We start from the raw sequence: 16034 nt of genomic DNA, 5'->3' as shown, positions 1-16034 counted from the left end.
CCCCTTTCAAGAATGAAAATCTTGCGTCCTAACCGATAGACGAACGGGCCATCCTGGCTTTGTGTTGAAGCGTTTTTCAATCACGGGTGCAAAGGTACGCATTATTTTTGAATATGCAAGCGTTTCATGAGAAAAAGATACTCTATGATGTAAAAAAAAGACTTTGGAAGCTTGAAAATGTGTCTTTGTGAAGGGGCTGGAAAAACGCAAGTGCGTTTAAAGGAAAACGCAAGCACGTTTTAAGTCAAACGTACTTGCGTTTTAGATAAAACGTCAAAGCGTTTGGATTCAAACGCACTGGCGTTTTTTTAGGGGATATTTACATTCCTTTTTCCTTGATGATACCGTTCTGGTAGGCTACCAGCAGTTTCTTTAAATCTTCAATCTGAACCATCAGCTCACGTCCTTTGTCGGTATCTTTCACCATCATTCGCTTGCTGCTCATTTCCACAATCTGGGTGGTCGACTTGATGTCGAGTCCTTCCTCGATGGCTTTTTGGGTAGAAGTGAACGGCTCATGCTGTACGAGCTGGAAACCGCGGGAATGGTATACCAGCGTGTAGCCGGCAATACCGGTTTCCGGCTGGTAGGCTCTGGAAAATCCACCGTCGATGACCATCAGCTTGCCATTGGCCTTGATAGGCTTTTCTCCTTTCACAGCTTTCACAGGTACGTGACCGTTGATGATGTGGCGATGTTCGCCTTCCACGCCGAATTCATCCATAATCATGTCGCAGATATCTTCCCGGTCGCGCAAGGTGTAATAGTATCCTTTTATTTCCTTGTGGGTTTCCTTGTCGGTCAGGAAGTACCGTTCGAAAGTAGCCATCTTGCTCTTGTCGAAGGCCGGGGAGTTCTTGCCGCACCACAGATACCAGATGAAATCTCTGGCAAACGCTTTTTCCGGATGGTCGTCTTCTGCAAAATAAGCGGTACGGATGAGTTGTCCTACCCGTTTCAGCAGGGCCTCTCCCTTGTAGTTCTGTCCCAATATGTTTACTTCCTTCAAAGTGCCGTCGGCGTTCATCGGCATGGAAGCGTGGAAAAGCAGGTTGGAATTGCAGACATTGTACATGCAGCCGTAACGGAAAAGACACTTCATGTGCTTGCGCAGTTTTTCGCTGCCTGTGAAAGAATTGTGCAGTTTTTCCACGATTTCTTGTTCTTCTTCTGTCAGCTGGTACGGATGTTCCGGATCCACAGTCGGGAACAGGCAGTCGCGCATTTCGTAGTCTTTGCCGTCGAGCTGGAATACTTTCCGTTTGAAGTCGATGTGGTGCAGCAGCATGCGGTCGTTCATCTCAAATTCCGGATGGCGGAGAATGGCGGCAGCTTCCAGTTTGAACTGTATGATGGTGATGGCCTTGTGCATCTGCGAGATGAGTCGCAAGGTCTTGTCATTGTAGGTACTGTTTTCCGGAGCTATCTTGGGAACGAAATATTCACACGGGTCGTTGGCGTATGCTTCCATGGCAAAGGTAGCCAACGGGAGCAGATTGATGCCGTAGCCGTCTTCCAGTGCCGAGAGATTTCCGTAGCGCATGGCCAGACGGAGTACGTTGGCAATGCAGCAGTCGTTGCCCGAAGCGGCTCCCATCCACAGGATGTCGTGGTTTCCCCATTGGATGTCAAAGTTATGATAGTCGCAAAGCGTATCCATGATGATATGAGGTCCGGGACCACGGTCGAAAATATCTCCTAAAATGTGCAGGGAATCGATGGTCAGCCGTTGAATCAGGTTGCACATGGCGATGATGAAGTCATCGGCACGCCGGGTATCGATGATGGTGCGGATGATGACATTGATGTAGGCCTGCTTGTTGGGGTCCATAGAACTTTCGTGAAGCAACTCCTGGATGATGTAGGAAAATTCCTCGGGAAGTGCCTTGCGGACTTTTGAACGGGTATATTTGGAAGAAACATTCTGGCACACTTTTACCAGCTGGTTCAAGGTGATGACATACCAGTCTACCAGATCTTTCTCTACTTCCTTTACCAGTTGTAGTTTTTGTTCGGGATAGTAAATCAATGTGCAAAGCTCCTTTTTCTCCATTTCGCGGAGATTATTACCGAAAATTTCGTTGACTTTCCGCTTGATGGCTCCTGAAGCGTTGCGGAGCACGTGCTGGAAGGCTTCATACTCTCCGTGAAGGTCGGCCAGAAAATGTTCTGTACCTTTCGGCAGGTTGAGGATGGCTTCCAGGTTGATGATTTCCGTACTGGCAGCAGCCAGGCTGGGAAAATCGTGGGAGAGGAGTTCCAGGTAACGGATATCCTCTTGTATCATTTCGGGTGTGATTTGTTTATACGTTTCCATGTGATGGGTTTAGTTTAGATTTTACTTTATAAGAATAACATCAGCACCAGTTGGGCGATGATGACGCGGGTAAACATGCCGAGCGGATAGACGGTGGCATAGCTTACGGAGGGTTCGTCGCCGGGGATGATGTCGTTGGCATAGTTCAGGGCCATGGGGTTTGCCATGCTGCCGCACAGCATGCCGCAGGTGTTTCCGAAGTCCATCTTGCACAGGCGGAGTGCCACCAGTGCCATGATGACTACCGGAATGAAGGTAATCAGGAAGCCGATACCTACCCACAGGGCACCTTCCGGCCGCATGACGGTTTCAAAGAAGTGGGCTCCGGCATCCAGTCCGAGGCAGGCCAGATAGAGCGAAAGTCCGATACCTCTCAGCATCAGGTTGGCGCTTCGGGTGGTATAGGTGACCAGATGCAGGCGAGGACCGTAAGCCCCAATCAGGATACCCATGATGATAGGACCGCCGGCCAGTCCCAGCTTGACCGGTGAACTGATACCCGGAATGGCAATGGGGATAGAGCCGACCACCAGTCCCAGTACGATACCGATAAAGATAGAGGCCAGGTTCGGATCTTTCAGGGTCTTGACCGTATTTCCCAGTACTTTTTCCACATTCTGGATAGCAGCCGCTTCACCTACTACGGTCAGTCGGTCGCCTAATTGCAACACCAGTCCTGGAGTGGCCAGGAGTTGTACGCCGCTACGGAGTACCCGGCTGATGTTGATGCCGTATGTGTTTCGCAGGCGGAGTGACCCCAGCTTTTTCCCGTTGATTTCCGGACGTGACACAACGATGTGTTTGGAAATCAGTTTGCTGTCGATGGCATTCCAGTCGATGTCTTCCTTGTTCCAGTCCCGTTTCTCCTGTTCCCCAAAAAGAATGGTCAGGGTGGGAGCATCCTTTTCAGTTGTAATGACTAGGATACGGTCGTTTTCTTTTAGAATCTTTTCGGAGGTAGGGATACTGACTGTACCTTCTCGCCAGAGGCGGGAGATAACGAATTTAGGATAACCGGCTTGTGCAATGTCCTGTATGCTTTTATTGAAAATGGCAGGATTATGCACTTGGAAAGTGGCTATATAGGTATGGTTCGGGTCATCATGTTCCCTTTCGTTCATGTCTGAGGGGCGTACGAAGAACTTCTTGACGACCAGAATTGCAAAAATCACACCTACCACTCCCAGCGGATAGGTCACCGCGCAGCTGAGGGCGGCTCCACTGGTGGGTTCTCCCAGTTGTTTTAAAGTCTGCTGGGCGGCACCAAGGGCGGGCGTATTGGTGGTAGCACCACACAGGATACCTACCATGTCGGGAAGGCCTATGTCTGTAGTAAAGCTTAGGATGATAGCCATGAGTGTACCCAGGAAGATGACTCCCAGTCCCAGCATGTTCAGGCGGAATCCGCCCCGTTGAAAGGAACTGAAGAAACCGGGACCTACTTGCAGGCCCAAGGCATAGACAAATAAAACCAGCCCGAAGCTTTCGGCGTAACTTAGCATTTGGGAATCGATGGAAAAGCCCAGATGCCCTGCCAGAATGCCAGTGAAGAAAACAAATGTTACTCCGAGAGAAATTCCGAAAACATGAATCTTTCCCAGTCCTAACCCGATGGCTGTAATGAGGGAAAGTATGATGACCGCCTGCAGAGCGGATTGTTCCACAAATAAATTAATTAACCATTCCATGCTGCAAAGATATATACTTTGTGGAAAATAAATCTTTTGTACCGGACAAAATGTTAGAAAAGTGCGTCAATAACAAATCCCCGAAGGGCCTTCTGGCAGAAAATCGCCTTTGAAAAGCCTTCGGGGATGATAAAATAGTCGTGAGGGGACGAATTCTGTTTATCGTACGAACAGCAGTTCACGATATTTAGGAAGCGTCCACATCTGGTCGTCTACAATCAGTTCCAGCTTGTCGATGTGGTAACGGATCTGTTCCAGCATCGGAGCCACTGTGTCGTGGTAGGCGATTGCCTTTTCACGTTCACTGGTAATGCGATTGGCCACTTTGCGGGCTTCCACCATTTCGTCCACATGTTTCTTGATGTATGAAGTATGTTCCGAAATCGCTTTGATGATATTCAGGTTCTCAGCCGACAGTGCATGAGCTTCGTCTTCCGGGAACAATGATTTCATCTTGTAGGCATTGTCAATCAGCTTGCTCTGGTATTCAATGGCTACCGGAACCACGTGGTTCATTACCAGGTCGCCCAGTACACGGGCTTCAATCTGGATTTTCTTGGTATACATTTCCCATTTCACCTCGTTGCGGGCTTCCAGCTCCTTGCGGTTCATGACGCCGGTAGATTCGAACATGCGGATGCTTTCCGGCTTCAGGTAATTGTCGAAGATGACTGGACAGCTGGTTTCGCAGTCCAGACCGCGGCGAGCCGCTTCTTCTTTCCATTCTTCGCTATAACCGTTGCCGTCGAAGCGGATAGGCTTGCATTCCTTGATACATTTGCGGATTACCTGGATGATGGCTGAAATCTTCGGTTCCCCTCTTTCAATCAGTTCGTCCACTTCTTTCTTGAATTCAGTGAGCTGCTCGGCAACAGCTGTGTTCAGGGCAATCATGGCGCTGGCACAGTTCGCTTCCGATCCCGGTGCACGGAATTCGAAACGGTTACCAGTAAAGGCAAACGGCGATGTACGGTTTCGGTCCGTATTATCAATCAGCAGTTCCGGAATCTGCGGAATGTCGAGTTTCATTCCTTGCTTTCCTCTCAATGCTACCAGGTCGTCATTGGTGCTTTCTTCCAGATGGTCGAGCACTTTGCTCAGTTGGGTGCCCAGGAAAGAAGAGATGATGGCGGGAGGTGCTTCGTTGGCTCCCAGACGGTGTGCGTTGGTGGCGCTCATGATGGAAGCTTTCAACAGGCCGTTGTGGCGGTACACAGCCATCAGGGTATTCACTACGAAAGTGATGAAACGCAGGTTGTCTTCAGAGGTTTTGCCCGGAGCCATCAACAGTGTACCGGTGTCGGTACCCAGTGACCAGTTGTTGTGCTTTCCGGAGCCGTTGACGCCTTTGAACGGTTTTTCATGCAGCAGCACGCGGAATCCGTGGTTGCGGGCAATCTTCCGCATCAGTGACATGATCAGCATGTTGTGGTCTACGGCCAGGTTGCATTCTTCGTAAATGGGAGCCAGCTCAAACTGGTTCGGAGCTACCTCATTGTGACGTGTCTTGACTGGAATGCCCAGTTCAAGAGCCTGGATTTCGAGGTCTTTCATGAAAGCAGCCACACGGGTCGGAATAGCACCGAAATAGTGGTCTTCCAACTGTTGGTTTTTGGAAGCTTCGTGTCCCATCAAAGTACGTCCTGTCAGCAACAGGTCCGGACGTGCGGCATACAATCCTTCGTCTACCAGGAAATATTCCTGTTCCCAACCCAGATAAGATACAATTTTCTTTACTGACGGGTCGAAGTAGTGCATCACATCGAGAGCAGCTTTGTTGACTGCACGCAGGGCCTTCAGCAACGGAGCCTTATAGTCGAGTGATTCTCCGGTATAGGCTATGAATACGGTAGGGATACACAAGGTGTCATCTACCACGAATACCGGTGAGGAAGGATCCCATGCACTGTAACCGCGTGCTTCGAATGTATTACGGATACCTCCGTTCGGGAATGACGAACCGTCTGATTCCTGCTGTACCAGCAACTTGCCGGAGAATTCTTCCAGCATGCCGCCTTTTCCGTCATGTTCCACGAATGCGTCGTGCTTTTCGGCAGTGCCTTCGGTCAAAGGCTGGAACCAGTGGGTGTAGTGCGTTACTCCCAGTTCGATGGCCCAACGTTTCATTCCGTCGGCTACGGCATTGGCGATGCTGCGGTCGAGAGAAGCGCCGTTGTCAATGACGTCAATCAGTTTGGCATAGACATTACTCGGCAAGTACTTGAACATTTTTTCGCGGTTGAACACGTATTTAGCAAAATACTCGCTCGGGCGTTCTGCCGGTGATGGTACTTCTACCGGTTTCTTGTGGAATGCCTTTTCCACAACTCTGAATCTTAATTTAGACATATTACCTTAATTTCTTATTTAAGTTGTTTGATTTTATAGTTGATGTATGGGTTGTTGTTTGAGGTATTGGGTTGTGTCGGGAGGTTACTTACAGGCACTGACAGATTCTTCGAATGCCTTCCTCGCATTGGTGACGGTCGCCGAAAGAAGTCAGTCGTACATATCCTTCACCGCTGGGGCCGAATCCGACTCCCGGGGTGCTCACTACGTGTGCCTCGTACAGCAGCTTGTCGAAGAACTTCCATGCGGTTTGATTGCCCGGGGCCTTTACCCACAGGTAAGGTGCATTGTCTCCTCCAAAGAACTGTACACCGGTCTTCGAGAGCATTCTTTTCATGATTTTGGCATTGTCCATATAATATTTCACCATGGCCTTTACTTGTTCTTTCCCCTCCGGGGTATAAATCGCTTCGGCTCCTCGCTGGGTGATATAAGATACTCCGTTGAACTTGGTGGCCTGTCGTCTGAGCCATAGTTTGTTCAGCTGTACCCGTTCTCCTTCCAGGGTGGCTGCGGTCACCTCCTTCGGGATGACCATGTATCCGCAGCGTACTCCGGTAAATCCGGCGGTCTTTGAGAAACTACGGAATTCGATGGCTACTTTCTTGGCCCCTTTGATTTCATAGATAGAGTGGGGAATGTCGGGATCTTGTATATAGGCTTCGTAAGCCGCATCGAAAATAATGAGTGCATCGTTTTCTATGGCATAGTTGACCCACTTTTTGAGTTCGCTCTTCGTCAAGACAGCTCCCGTGGGGTTGTTCGGGTAGCATAGATAAATGATGTCAATGCGTTGTTTGGGAATTTCTGGCACGAAATTGTTTTCGATACGGCAGGGCATGTAGACCACATTGCTCCATTTCCCGTCTTCCTCCAGCACTCCCGCCCTTCCACAGGAAACGTTGGAGTCGATGTAAGCCGGATAAATGGGATCGGTCACACCAATGCTGTTGTCATGCCGCAGGATATCACCGATGTTTCCTGTATCTGATTTTGAACCATCGCTGATGAATATTTCATTGCTGTCAAAATTGATGCCATGAGCTGCATAATCATGCTTCAGGATGGCTTCGATTAAGAAATCATATCCTTGTTCAGGACCATATCCTCTGAAGGTTTCTGCGTTGCCTAATTCTCCGGCAGCTTTTTGCATGGCTTCCACACATGCTTTGGGGATAGGTAGGGTCACATCACCGATTCCCAGATGAATGATGCGGGCCTGGGGATGTGTCACTTTAAAAGAATTTACTCTTTTCACGATATCGGTAAACAAGTAGTTTTCCGGTAATTTGAGCAGGTGTTCGTTGACTAATGCCATTTATTCTCCTATTTGCCGGCAAAATTACGAAAATCATGTCATTTTTAAAAATATGCTCTTGCTTTATTTTCTTATTTTTTGAAATTGATATAAGTCAATTCTGTGGATTTTTTTTTACTTTTGCATTCGAAATTTTTAAAGAAAACCAAAGAGATGAATCCAGCTTTGCCTACTACGAGAAAGCAGAAATTATTGAGAGAAACCAAGGATTATTTAATGATCGCATTGGGAATGATTATGTATGGTATCGGATGGACCGGATTTTTGTTGCCCAGTGATATTCCTTCGGGCGCGGTACCGGGTATTGCGTCAATTATTTTTTGGGGTACGGGTTTTCCGGTGCAATACACTTATTTAATTATTAATTTCTTGCTGCTTTTACTTGCCTTGAAAATTTTGGGGCTTAAATTTTGTTTGAAGACCATATTCGCAGTCTTTACATTGACCGTAATCTTGAGTGTCATTCAAAAATTTGTTTCCGGGCCTTTGATTCATAACCAGCCGTTCATGTCGTGTGTGTTGGGAGCTTCTTTCTGTGGAGCAGGTATCGGAGTGGCATTTTCGGCCAATGGAAGTACCGGGGGTACAGATATTATAGCTGCCATTGTCAATAAGTACCGTGATATTTCATTGGGAAAAGTAATTCTGATTTGTGACGTGATTATTATTTCTTCAAGTTATTTGGTGTTACATAGCTGGGAGAAAGTGGTTTACGGATATGTGGTATTGTTTATTTCCAGCTTTGTACTCGACCAGGTGGTGAACAGTGCCCGTCAGTCAGTGCAGTTTTTCATCATATCCAATAAATATGAAGAAATAGGAGCCCGCATCAACAAGGATTTGCACCGAGGAGTAACCTTTATTGACGGGGTGGGATGTTACACCCACAATGGAGTCAAGATGATGTTTGTGTTGGCCAAGAAAAGTGAGTCCAGCACGATTTTTCGTCTGATTAAGGATATAGACCCTAAGGCGTTTGTGTCACAAAGCGCCGTTATCGGAGTGTTTGGAGAAGGTTTTGATCGTATCAAAGTCAAATAAAGTTAGAAGAAAAGTGAATAGTATGATGACAAATGTAGAAGCAGCCAGGCTGATGGTGTCCGGAATGAGATGTCTTCTTAAACGGGAACAGCTTCATCAACTGGCTGAAATACTGACTTGTAAAAAATACAAGAAGGGTGAGAGGATATTGGATGAAGGTGATGTTTGCCGTTCCATGCTTTATATCGAGAAAGGACTGACTCGTCAGTTTTACTTTAAATATGACAAAGATTTGACGGAACACATAGCTTATGAAGGGGGCGTGGTAATCTGTCTGGAAAGTTATTTAAAGGAAGAACCGACGCGACTGATGATTGAAACCTTGGAACCTACCGTAGCATGGGAGATTCCTAAAGATAGATTGGAAATGTTGGCTCAGGAAGATGCGTCAATTGGGGCATGGTACCGTAGAATTTTTGAACTGTCTTTAATCGAGTCGCAGGTGAAGGCGGATACGCTGCGGTTTGAACCGGCCCATGAGCGTTACAACAAATTGCTTCAGTTGCATCCTGAAATCTTGAAGCGTGCCCCCTTGGTGTATATCGCTTCTCTGTTGCAGATGACTCCGGAAACCTTGAGCCGGGTACGTTCTGCAAGTCTGAACAGTTGATTCTGAAAAAATGAGGAATGGTCTGTTTAAAACAGAACCATTCCCGCTTCGAAGACCATTTTCTGGTCAAAAGCATGATTACCTTTATATGTACGGGTCCATCCGTATCCGCCGGATACGAAGAGACCAAATTTTTTCGTCAGGCTGTATTCCAGGCTGATGCGAGGTTCCAGTGCATACAGGCGTGCGGGGATTCCCTGGTTTTTATTGTCCAGTGATTCGATGTGGTAGTATCCGATGTCTGCACTGAGGTCGAGTTTTTTAGTCAGGCTGTGATATACACCGGCCCGATAAAATCCGCTGACGGAAACGGGACGATCGGTTCCCAGGTAGTAAGCTCCCGCACCAATCTGTGTATAAGTAAATTTGTTTTTGAAGCGGATAGACAGGCTTCCTTTGTTGGCATTACCTCCGGAAATAATCATTTGCACACGTGTTTCCGGTTTTAGGTTGATACAGCCTATCTGATGTGCCGTACTGTCTGTACTTACGTTGATAATTCCTATCTGATAGCCTCGGGCATCACTTTTGGTATTGACATTGCCTATGCCTAACTGTACGCCTTTGTTTTCCACGCTGTAGTTCAGTAAGGCACTTTGTACGCCTTTGTTTTCCACACTGACATTTCCTAAACCAGCCAGCTGCCATCCTTCGTTGGATTTTCCTGTGACGTTGAGTAAGGAAGTCAATTGGACTCCTCTGGAGGAAGTTCCCGACACGTTCATCAGTCCGCTGAGAATCAATCCGGCCTGTACATCCTTGTTGACGTTGGCCAGTCCCGCAATGGCTACCCCTCGAAGGTCTTCACTCACGTTGACCAGTCCGGCGATACCCATACCTTTAATGTCTCCTCCCGAGATGTTTCCCAGTCCGGCCACAGACAAACCGTATGCAGAGGTCCCTGTTACGTTGGTCAGTCCGGAGAGGATAAACCCGCAGGCTCTTTTCCCAGTCACATTGGCGATACCTGAAATCTGCACTCCCGTAGACTTTAATCCCGACACATTGGTAAGTCCGGAAATCTGCAGGCCGTATGCGTTATAGTGTTGCAAGCTTGAAATTGCATTGATGCCCACTCCGTTCAGGCAAGGATAGTTGCTGAACAGTCCCAGGTTGAAGTATGTCCGTTGAGGAAATTTCTTTTTGCTGGTAATGTTCAGTGATACATTAGGCCCTTTTTTCAGTACACTTTTCTGTTCTTTTTTCTGGGCGGAAACAGGTGTTCCCGCCAGGAGGCTTCCCAGCAGGAACACGGATATAAGTTTTAATCTCATGGTGATTATTTGACTTCTTGGTAAAGGAATCGTTTAATACTCTTCTTCGGTGTTTTCTCAAACTCTTCCGGATAAATCTTTACACGTGCAATCTGTGAATAGGCGGGAAGTTCCGCATTGACTGCCACACGGTTTTCTTCCATGATTCTTTCAATGTCTTCCTTGGTCAGACCCTGTTTGAAGGCTTCGTCAAAGTCCGGATAAATGAGGGCTGCCAGTTTGTGGTCGCTTTGCTGGATGACAATGTTCTCACATACATACGGCAGATTGCTGATTTTTTCTTCAATCTCTTCCGGATAGATGTTCTGACCGGAAGGTCCGAGTAGCATATTTTTGCTTCGTCCTTTGATGGTGAGATTACCTTCCTTGTCCATTACTCCCAAGTCTCCCGTATGCAGCCAGCCTTCCGTATCAATGGCTTGGGCAGTAGCTTCCGGATTCTTGTAATAGCCTAACATGACATTTTCGCCTCGTGCAAGAATTTCTCCTACCACGTTTTGCGGGTCGGAACTGTCAATCTTGATTTCCATTCGGGGAGCTGCTTTTCCGCATGAACCAGGTTTGTATCGTCGCCAGTCTTCATAACTGATAATCGGACCGCACTCCGTCATGCCGTAGCCTACTGTGTAAGGGAAATCCAAGCTTCGCAGCAGGCGTTCCACATCCTGATTGAAAGCAGCTCCTCCAATGATAATCTCATAGAAGTTGCCGCCAAAAGCCTGTATCATGTGTTCGCGTACTGCTTCCTTGATTTTATCATTGATGATGGGTACCTTCAACAGGATTTTCATTTTCAGCGTTTCCAGTTTGGGCAATACGTTCTTCTTGATGATTTTCTCAATGATAAGCGGAACGGAAATTACGATGTGAGGCTTTACTTCGGTAAAGGCCTGGAAGATGATTTTCGGGCTTGGCATGCGAGTGAGGAAGTATACATGACAGCCTGCGCAGAATTCGTAGATGAATTCAAAGGCAAGCCCGTACATGTGGGCCATGGGAAGAATGGAGATTACTTTGTTTCCCGGCTGCAAATGTAAAACCTCGAATGCGAACTGTGTATTGGACCACAGACTGCGATAGGGAAGCATGACACCTTTGGAGAAACTGGTTGTTCCTGATGTGTAGTTGATCATGGCAAGCTCTTCCGGGGTATCTCTCCGGTAGCTGACATGTTCTTTCCGGAAGTTGCGGGGGAACTTTTTCCCGAACATTTCATTCAAATGTTCACGGGCGTATTCCAGCTGTTTGCTACGGCATACCAGCAGGGTGAAGTCGGTCATCAGGATGATGCCTTCCAAGTTGGGCATTTCGTTTTCATTCAACGATTCCCATACTACATCGCCTACAAAAAGCAGGCGGGCATCGGAATGATTGACGATGTTGTGCACATTGTCTGCCTTGAATTCATGTAGAATCGGGACTGCTACCGCCCCGTAGGTCAGGATAGCCAGGAAAGCGACGCCCCAGTGCGAACTGTTACGTCCGCACAAGGCTACTTTGTCGCCTGGTTTGATACCGCTTTCTTCCAGCAGAATATGTAGTTTCTCTATTTTACGTGCTACGTCCTTGTACTGCAAGGTGGCTCCTTTATAATCTGTCAGGGCATCCAGATCCCAATTGTTCTTGATGCTGTCTTCTACAAAGGCCAGAAAACTTTTTTCCATATAATTGTATTTATTGTTTGCACAAAGTTGGCTTATTTGTGCAAAGATACCTTTTTGTTTCAAGTTTCCAAATAAAATAAATCAAAACTATGCGATAGAGGCAGGTATTTCGCAGGGTGTGAGTTATTTTATTTTGAACTTCAGGATTTTTCCGCCGAATGCCGGAAGTTCCGTGCATACCGGACTGTTTGGAGAGAAGCAGATGGTTTCCTGTTTTCCGGAGAGCAGGTCCTTGCATTTGCATTTCGGTGCAGGAGTCATTTTCAGATAATCGAATGCATGCGAAGGAATGTTGACTCCAATCTGTGCGGCAGCGTCCCCGAAGTTTACCATAATCAGCAGTACCTCGTTGGCAAATTTCCGCAAGAAAGCATATTGCTTGTGTTCGTTCATCTGCCATCCGTTCAGGTTGACATACATCAAATCGAAAAAGTCGCCGTCACTGATGGCCGGTTCGATCTGACAGATATGCAGAATGGTTTCATAAATATGGCGTAATTCTTTTTCTCTGTCATTCAGCAGATGCGTATTCCAGCGTCCGTGGTTGTTCCAGCGGAAAATGCTGTCCACACACCAGTAGTCGAAAATGGTGGTGCGTCCGTCACGTCCGCTGAAGCCTTCGCTGTCCATACCTTTTTCACCTAATTCCTGTCCGAAATACAGCATGATTGGATTTTTCCGCAGACAGGCTGAAACGATAAAGGCCGGGATAGCCTTGAACGGGTCTTCGGCAAAGAATCCGGAAGCGATACGCTGTTCGTCATGGTTTTCCAGGAAGTTCAGCATGTGGTCCTGGATATCGTCCACGCTCTGCCAGCAATGCGTAATGCCGGTAGCTGAACCATAGCCACAGGTGATGTTTCTCAGTGTGTCGTAAAGACCCACTTTGTCATACAAGTAATCGAAATGTCCGTTGTAAATGTAGTTCCGGTATTCGTTGGGATTATATACCTCGGCAATAAAGATGATATGCGGATAAGTGGCTTTAATGCGCGGAATCACCCATCCCCAGAATTCGCAGGGAACCATTTCTGCCATGTCGCAACGGAAACCGTCAATTCCTTTTTCGGCCCAGTAGTTCAGGATCTGTTCCATTTTATGCCAGGTATCGGGAATCGGGTCGAAATGTCCTCCCGTATGGTTGATGTAATCCACGCCATAGTTCAGTTTGACTGTTTCATACCAGTCGTTCCGGTTGGGCCATGGGTCAAAGCGGTCGTTTCCGGTAGCCTTGGCTGGCATTTCCTCGTAGGTTCCCATTTCCGGATTGTAGAAATCAATTTCTCCTCCCAGTTTCTGGTCCGGGATGTAATAGAAGTTGTTTTGTGGATTGAAAGCCTGTGTGCAGTCATCCTCTTCTCCCAAGTCTTTTACACCTTGCGGTTTGGCAATGGAATGATACTGTCGTGCGACATGGTTCGGTACAAAGTCGATGATCATTTTCAGCCCACATTCATGGGTACGTTTCACCAAATCATCGAATTCTTCCATTCGTTTATCTACGTGTTCGGCCAAATCAGGGTCTACATCATAGTAATCACGAATAGCATAAGGAGAACCCGCTTTTCCTTTCACGATGGAAGGATGATTTTTCGGAATTCCGTATGCAGTATAATCTGTTTGAGAGGCATGGGCCAGCAGGCCGGTGTACCAGATGTGGGTGGCTCCCAGTTTCTTGATTTCATGCAAGGCTTGTTTGGTGAAATCTTTCATTTTTCCGCATCCGTTTACTTCGATGCTTCCATCTGGCTGACAAGTCTTGTTCTGATTTCCAAAAAGTCTCGTAAAGACCTGATAAATAATGATTTTTTTTGTCGTTTCCATAATGAGTCTTTTATTTGTGGTTGATAAAAAGAAAAAGCACGAATTATACGGTTTAGCACGGATGTATGAAAGGGATCCGCCAGTTTCGTATAATTCGTGCCTGAGTCAGACTGATTGTCTGATTATGCAATTCCGTGTGCGTTGACTTCTTTGTTGATTTTCTTGATCAGTCCCTGCAGTACGGCACCCGGACCACATTCTGTGAAGTCGTCGGCTCCGTCGGCAATCATGTGCTGTACGGTCTGTGTCCAACGAACAGAAGCAGTGAGCTGTGCCACCAGGTTCTTCTTGATTTCAGCCGGGTCTGTATGAGGAAGAGCGTCTACATTCTGGTAGATCGGACATTTTGGGGTGTGGAACTCCGTAGCGTTGATAGCCGCTTCCAGTTCAACCTTGGCAGGGTCCATGAGCGGAGAGTGGAAAGCACCACCCACTTTCAACGGGAGGGCACGTTTGGCACCGGCTGCTTTCATCAGTTCACAAGCCTTGTTGATACCTTCAATGCTTCCTGAAATCACAATCTGTCCCGGGCAGTTGTAGTTGGCTGCCACACAGACTTCTCCTTCGGCTGCTACAGAAGCGCAGATTTCTTCTACTTTTTCATCCGGCAGGGCAATGATGGCCGCCATGGTAGACGGATGGGCTTCGCAGGCTTTCTGCATGGCCATGGCACGTGCATACACCAGTTTCAGTCCGTCTTCGAATGACAAGGCTCCGGCTGCTACCAAGGCAGAGAATTCACCCAAAGAGTGTCCGGCAGTCATTTCCGGCTGGAAGGCATCTCCCATGCACAAGGCAGAGATGACAGAGTGAAGGAATACAGCAGGCTGGGTGACCTTTGTCTGGCGCAAATCTTCGTCAGTACCTTCGAACATGATGTCGGTGATACGGTAACCCAAAATATCGTTGGCTTTCTCAAATAATTCTTTGGCAAGCGGAGATGTTTCGTACAGGTCTTTTCCCATTCCTACGAATTGAGCTCCTTGTCCAGGAAATACAAATGCTTTCATATTTTCTTTATGGTTTAAGTTTTTGGTTGCAAAGGTAATGATTCTTTTGACATATTACCCGTTTTTGTCGAAAATGTGCATTGGTACAGGCGAATAGAAGTGATTCAGCGGACCGTGGCCATGGCCGATGCATACGTCTTTTCCTGCTTCAATGCCTTTGTAAACATATTGTTTGGCTTTTTCCACAGCATCGGTAATTGTCTCTCCTAAAGCCAGATAGGTAGCAATGGCCGAGGACAGCGTACAACCCGTACCGTGGGTGTTCCGGCTGTCTACCTTTGGGGCGGCAAACAGATGAGGCGCTTCCTCGCCGACGGTTTGAAGTACATCGCACATACGTCCGCCTTCCAGGTGTCCGCCTTTGACAAGTACCCCCCGGCATCCCAGTTTCAGCATTTCTTTTGCCTGTCGTTGCATTTTCTCCACGGTACGGATCTTTTGTCCTGCTAAAATTTCTGCTTCGCTCAAGTTTGGGGTAATCAGGGTAGCCAGTGGAATCAGCCGGGTAGTGATGGCTTCAATGGCTTCGTCTTCCATCAATTTGCAGCCGCTGGTCGATACCATGACGGGGTCGAACACCACAAACTGAGGTTGGTATTTCTGAAGCATTTCAGCAATGACTTCCACTATTTTCGTGTCATTGATCATGCCAATCTTGATGGCCTGCGGGCGGATGTCGTCCATGACGGCTTCGATTTGTCCCTTCACGTAGGAAGGTGGAACCGGGTGGATGCCGGTAACGCCGCAGGTGTTTTGTACGGTGATGGCAGTGATGGCGCTGGCCGCATAGGCACCCAGTGCAGAGATGGTTTTGATATCAGCTTGAATGCCTGCTCCGCCGCTACAGTCAGATCCGGCGATGGTCAGTACGCATGGGTAAGTTCTCATATCCAGTAGATAATTTTTTACAAAGATAGGAAATATTCAAATTAAACATTT

General features: G+C 47.4%; 11 protein-coding genes. 2 read left to right on the top strand and 9 right to left on the bottom strand.

All coding sequences use genetic code 11. The features are described from left to right. Positions 1-319 precede the first annotated feature (319 nt). The 4 genes from RDP42_RS03350 to RDP42_RS03335 form a co-directional block, all read right to left on the bottom strand. A complete protein-coding gene (locus tag RDP42_RS03350; protein WP_308762520.1) occupies positions 320-2317 on the bottom strand; it encodes a fructose-1,6-bisphosphatase in 1998 nt (665 codons plus the stop codon). Positions 2318-2343: 26 nt separating this feature from the next. Continuing rightward, positions 2344-4005, bottom strand: coding sequence for a putative transporter (locus RDP42_RS03345; RefSeq protein ID WP_308762519.1), 1662 nt, complete (start codon positions 4003-4005; stop codon positions 2344-2346). 159 nt (positions 4006-4164) lie between these two features. Continuing rightward, positions 4165-6354: a glutamine synthetase III gene (locus RDP42_RS03340; RefSeq protein ID WP_308762518.1), complete on the bottom strand. Its 2190-nt coding sequence runs from the start codon at positions 6352-6354 to the stop codon at positions 4165-4167. 88 nt (positions 6355-6442) lie between these two features. After that, entirely contained in the window at positions 6443-7672 is a 1230-nt protein-coding gene (locus RDP42_RS03335) for an LL-diaminopimelate aminotransferase (RefSeq protein WP_308762517.1), read from the bottom strand. A gap of 153 nt (positions 7673-7825) precedes the next feature. Between RDP42_RS03335 and RDP42_RS03330 the strand changes: the two genes are divergently transcribed. Then, a complete protein-coding gene (locus RDP42_RS03330; protein ID WP_308762516.1) occupies positions 7826-8713 on the top strand; it encodes a YitT family protein in 888 nt (295 codons plus the stop codon). A gap of 22 nt (positions 8714-8735) precedes the next feature. Further along, a complete protein-coding gene (locus RDP42_RS03325; protein WP_308762515.1) occupies positions 8736-9323 on the top strand; it encodes a Crp/Fnr family transcriptional regulator in 588 nt (195 codons plus the stop codon). 26 nt (positions 9324-9349) lie between these two features. On the opposite strand, the gene RDP42_RS03320 is transcribed toward RDP42_RS03325, so the two are convergent. The 5 genes from RDP42_RS03320 to thiD all read right to left on the bottom strand — a co-directional run bounded on the left by RDP42_RS03320 (position 9350) and on the right by thiD (position 15983). Then, entirely contained in the window at positions 9350-10597 is a 1248-nt protein-coding gene (locus RDP42_RS03320) for a hypothetical protein (RefSeq protein ID WP_308762514.1), read from the bottom strand. Positions 10598-10602: 5 nt separating this feature from the next. Next, positions 10603-12261: an AMP-binding protein gene (locus RDP42_RS03315; RefSeq protein ID WP_308762513.1), complete on the bottom strand. Its 1659-nt coding sequence runs from the start codon at positions 12259-12261 to the stop codon at positions 10603-10605. Between the two features lie 123 nt (positions 12262-12384). Further along, on the bottom strand, positions 12385-14085 hold the full coding sequence (locus tag RDP42_RS03310; RefSeq protein ID WP_308762512.1) for an alpha-amylase family protein: 1701 nt from the start codon (positions 14083-14085) through the stop codon (positions 12385-12387). A gap of 122 nt (positions 14086-14207) precedes the next feature. Beyond that, complete coding sequence (gene fabD, locus RDP42_RS03305) at positions 14208-15095, bottom strand: ACP S-malonyltransferase (protein ID WP_303911392.1); 888 nt, start codon at positions 15093-15095, stop codon at positions 14208-14210. Positions 15096-15149: 54 nt separating this feature from the next. After that, positions 15150-15983, bottom strand: a complete 834-nt coding sequence (thiD, locus tag RDP42_RS03300) for a bifunctional hydroxymethylpyrimidine kinase/phosphomethylpyrimidine kinase (RefSeq protein ID WP_308762511.1) — start codon at positions 15981-15983, stop codon at positions 15150-15152. Positions 15984-16034: the final 51 nt, after the last annotated feature.

The organism is uncultured Bacteroides sp. (assembly GCF_902472605.1).
In the GTDB taxonomy this organism is placed as follows: domain Bacteria; phylum Bacteroidota; class Bacteroidia; order Bacteroidales; family Bacteroidaceae; genus Phocaeicola.
This window is presented reverse-complemented; position numbering and strand designations above follow the sequence as displayed.

Excerpts from the sequence above, each read along its gene's own strand:
- RDP42_RS03350 (WP_308762520.1), bottom strand. The coding sequence starts at position 2,317 with ATGGAAACGTATAAACAAATCACACCCGAAATGATACAAGAGGATATC.
- RDP42_RS03345 (WP_308762519.1), bottom strand. The coding sequence starts at position 4,005 with ATGGAATGGTTAATTAATTTATTTGTGGAACAATCCGCTCTGCAGGCG.
- RDP42_RS03340 (WP_308762518.1), bottom strand. The coding sequence starts at position 6,354 with ATGTCTAAATTAAGATTCAGAGTTGTGGAAAAGGCATTCCACAAGAAA.
- RDP42_RS03335 (WP_308762517.1), bottom strand. The coding sequence starts at position 7,672 with ATGGCATTAGTCAACGAACACCTGCTCAAATTACCGGAAAACTACTTG.
- RDP42_RS03330 (WP_308762516.1), top strand. The coding sequence starts at position 7,826 with ATGAATCCAGCTTTGCCTACTACGAGAAAGCAGAAATTATTGAGAGAA.
- RDP42_RS03325 (WP_308762515.1), top strand. The coding sequence starts at position 8,736 with ATGATGACAAATGTAGAAGCAGCCAGGCTGATGGTGTCCGGAATGAGA.
- RDP42_RS03320 (WP_308762514.1), bottom strand. The coding sequence starts at position 10,597 with ATGAGATTAAAACTTATATCCGTGTTCCTGCTGGGAAGCCTCCTGGCG.
- RDP42_RS03315 (WP_308762513.1), bottom strand. The coding sequence starts at position 12,261 with ATGGAAAAAAGTTTTCTGGCCTTTGTAGAAGACAGCATCAAGAACAAT.
- RDP42_RS03310 (WP_308762512.1), bottom strand. The coding sequence starts at position 14,085 with ATGGAAACGACAAAAAAAATCATTATTTATCAGGTCTTTACGAGACTT.
- fabD (WP_303911392.1), bottom strand. The coding sequence starts at position 15,095 with ATGAAAGCATTTGTATTTCCTGGACAAGGAGCTCAATTCGTAGGAATG.
- thiD (WP_308762511.1), bottom strand. The coding sequence starts at position 15,983 with ATGAGAACTTACCCATGCGTACTGACCATCGCCGGATCTGACTGTAGC.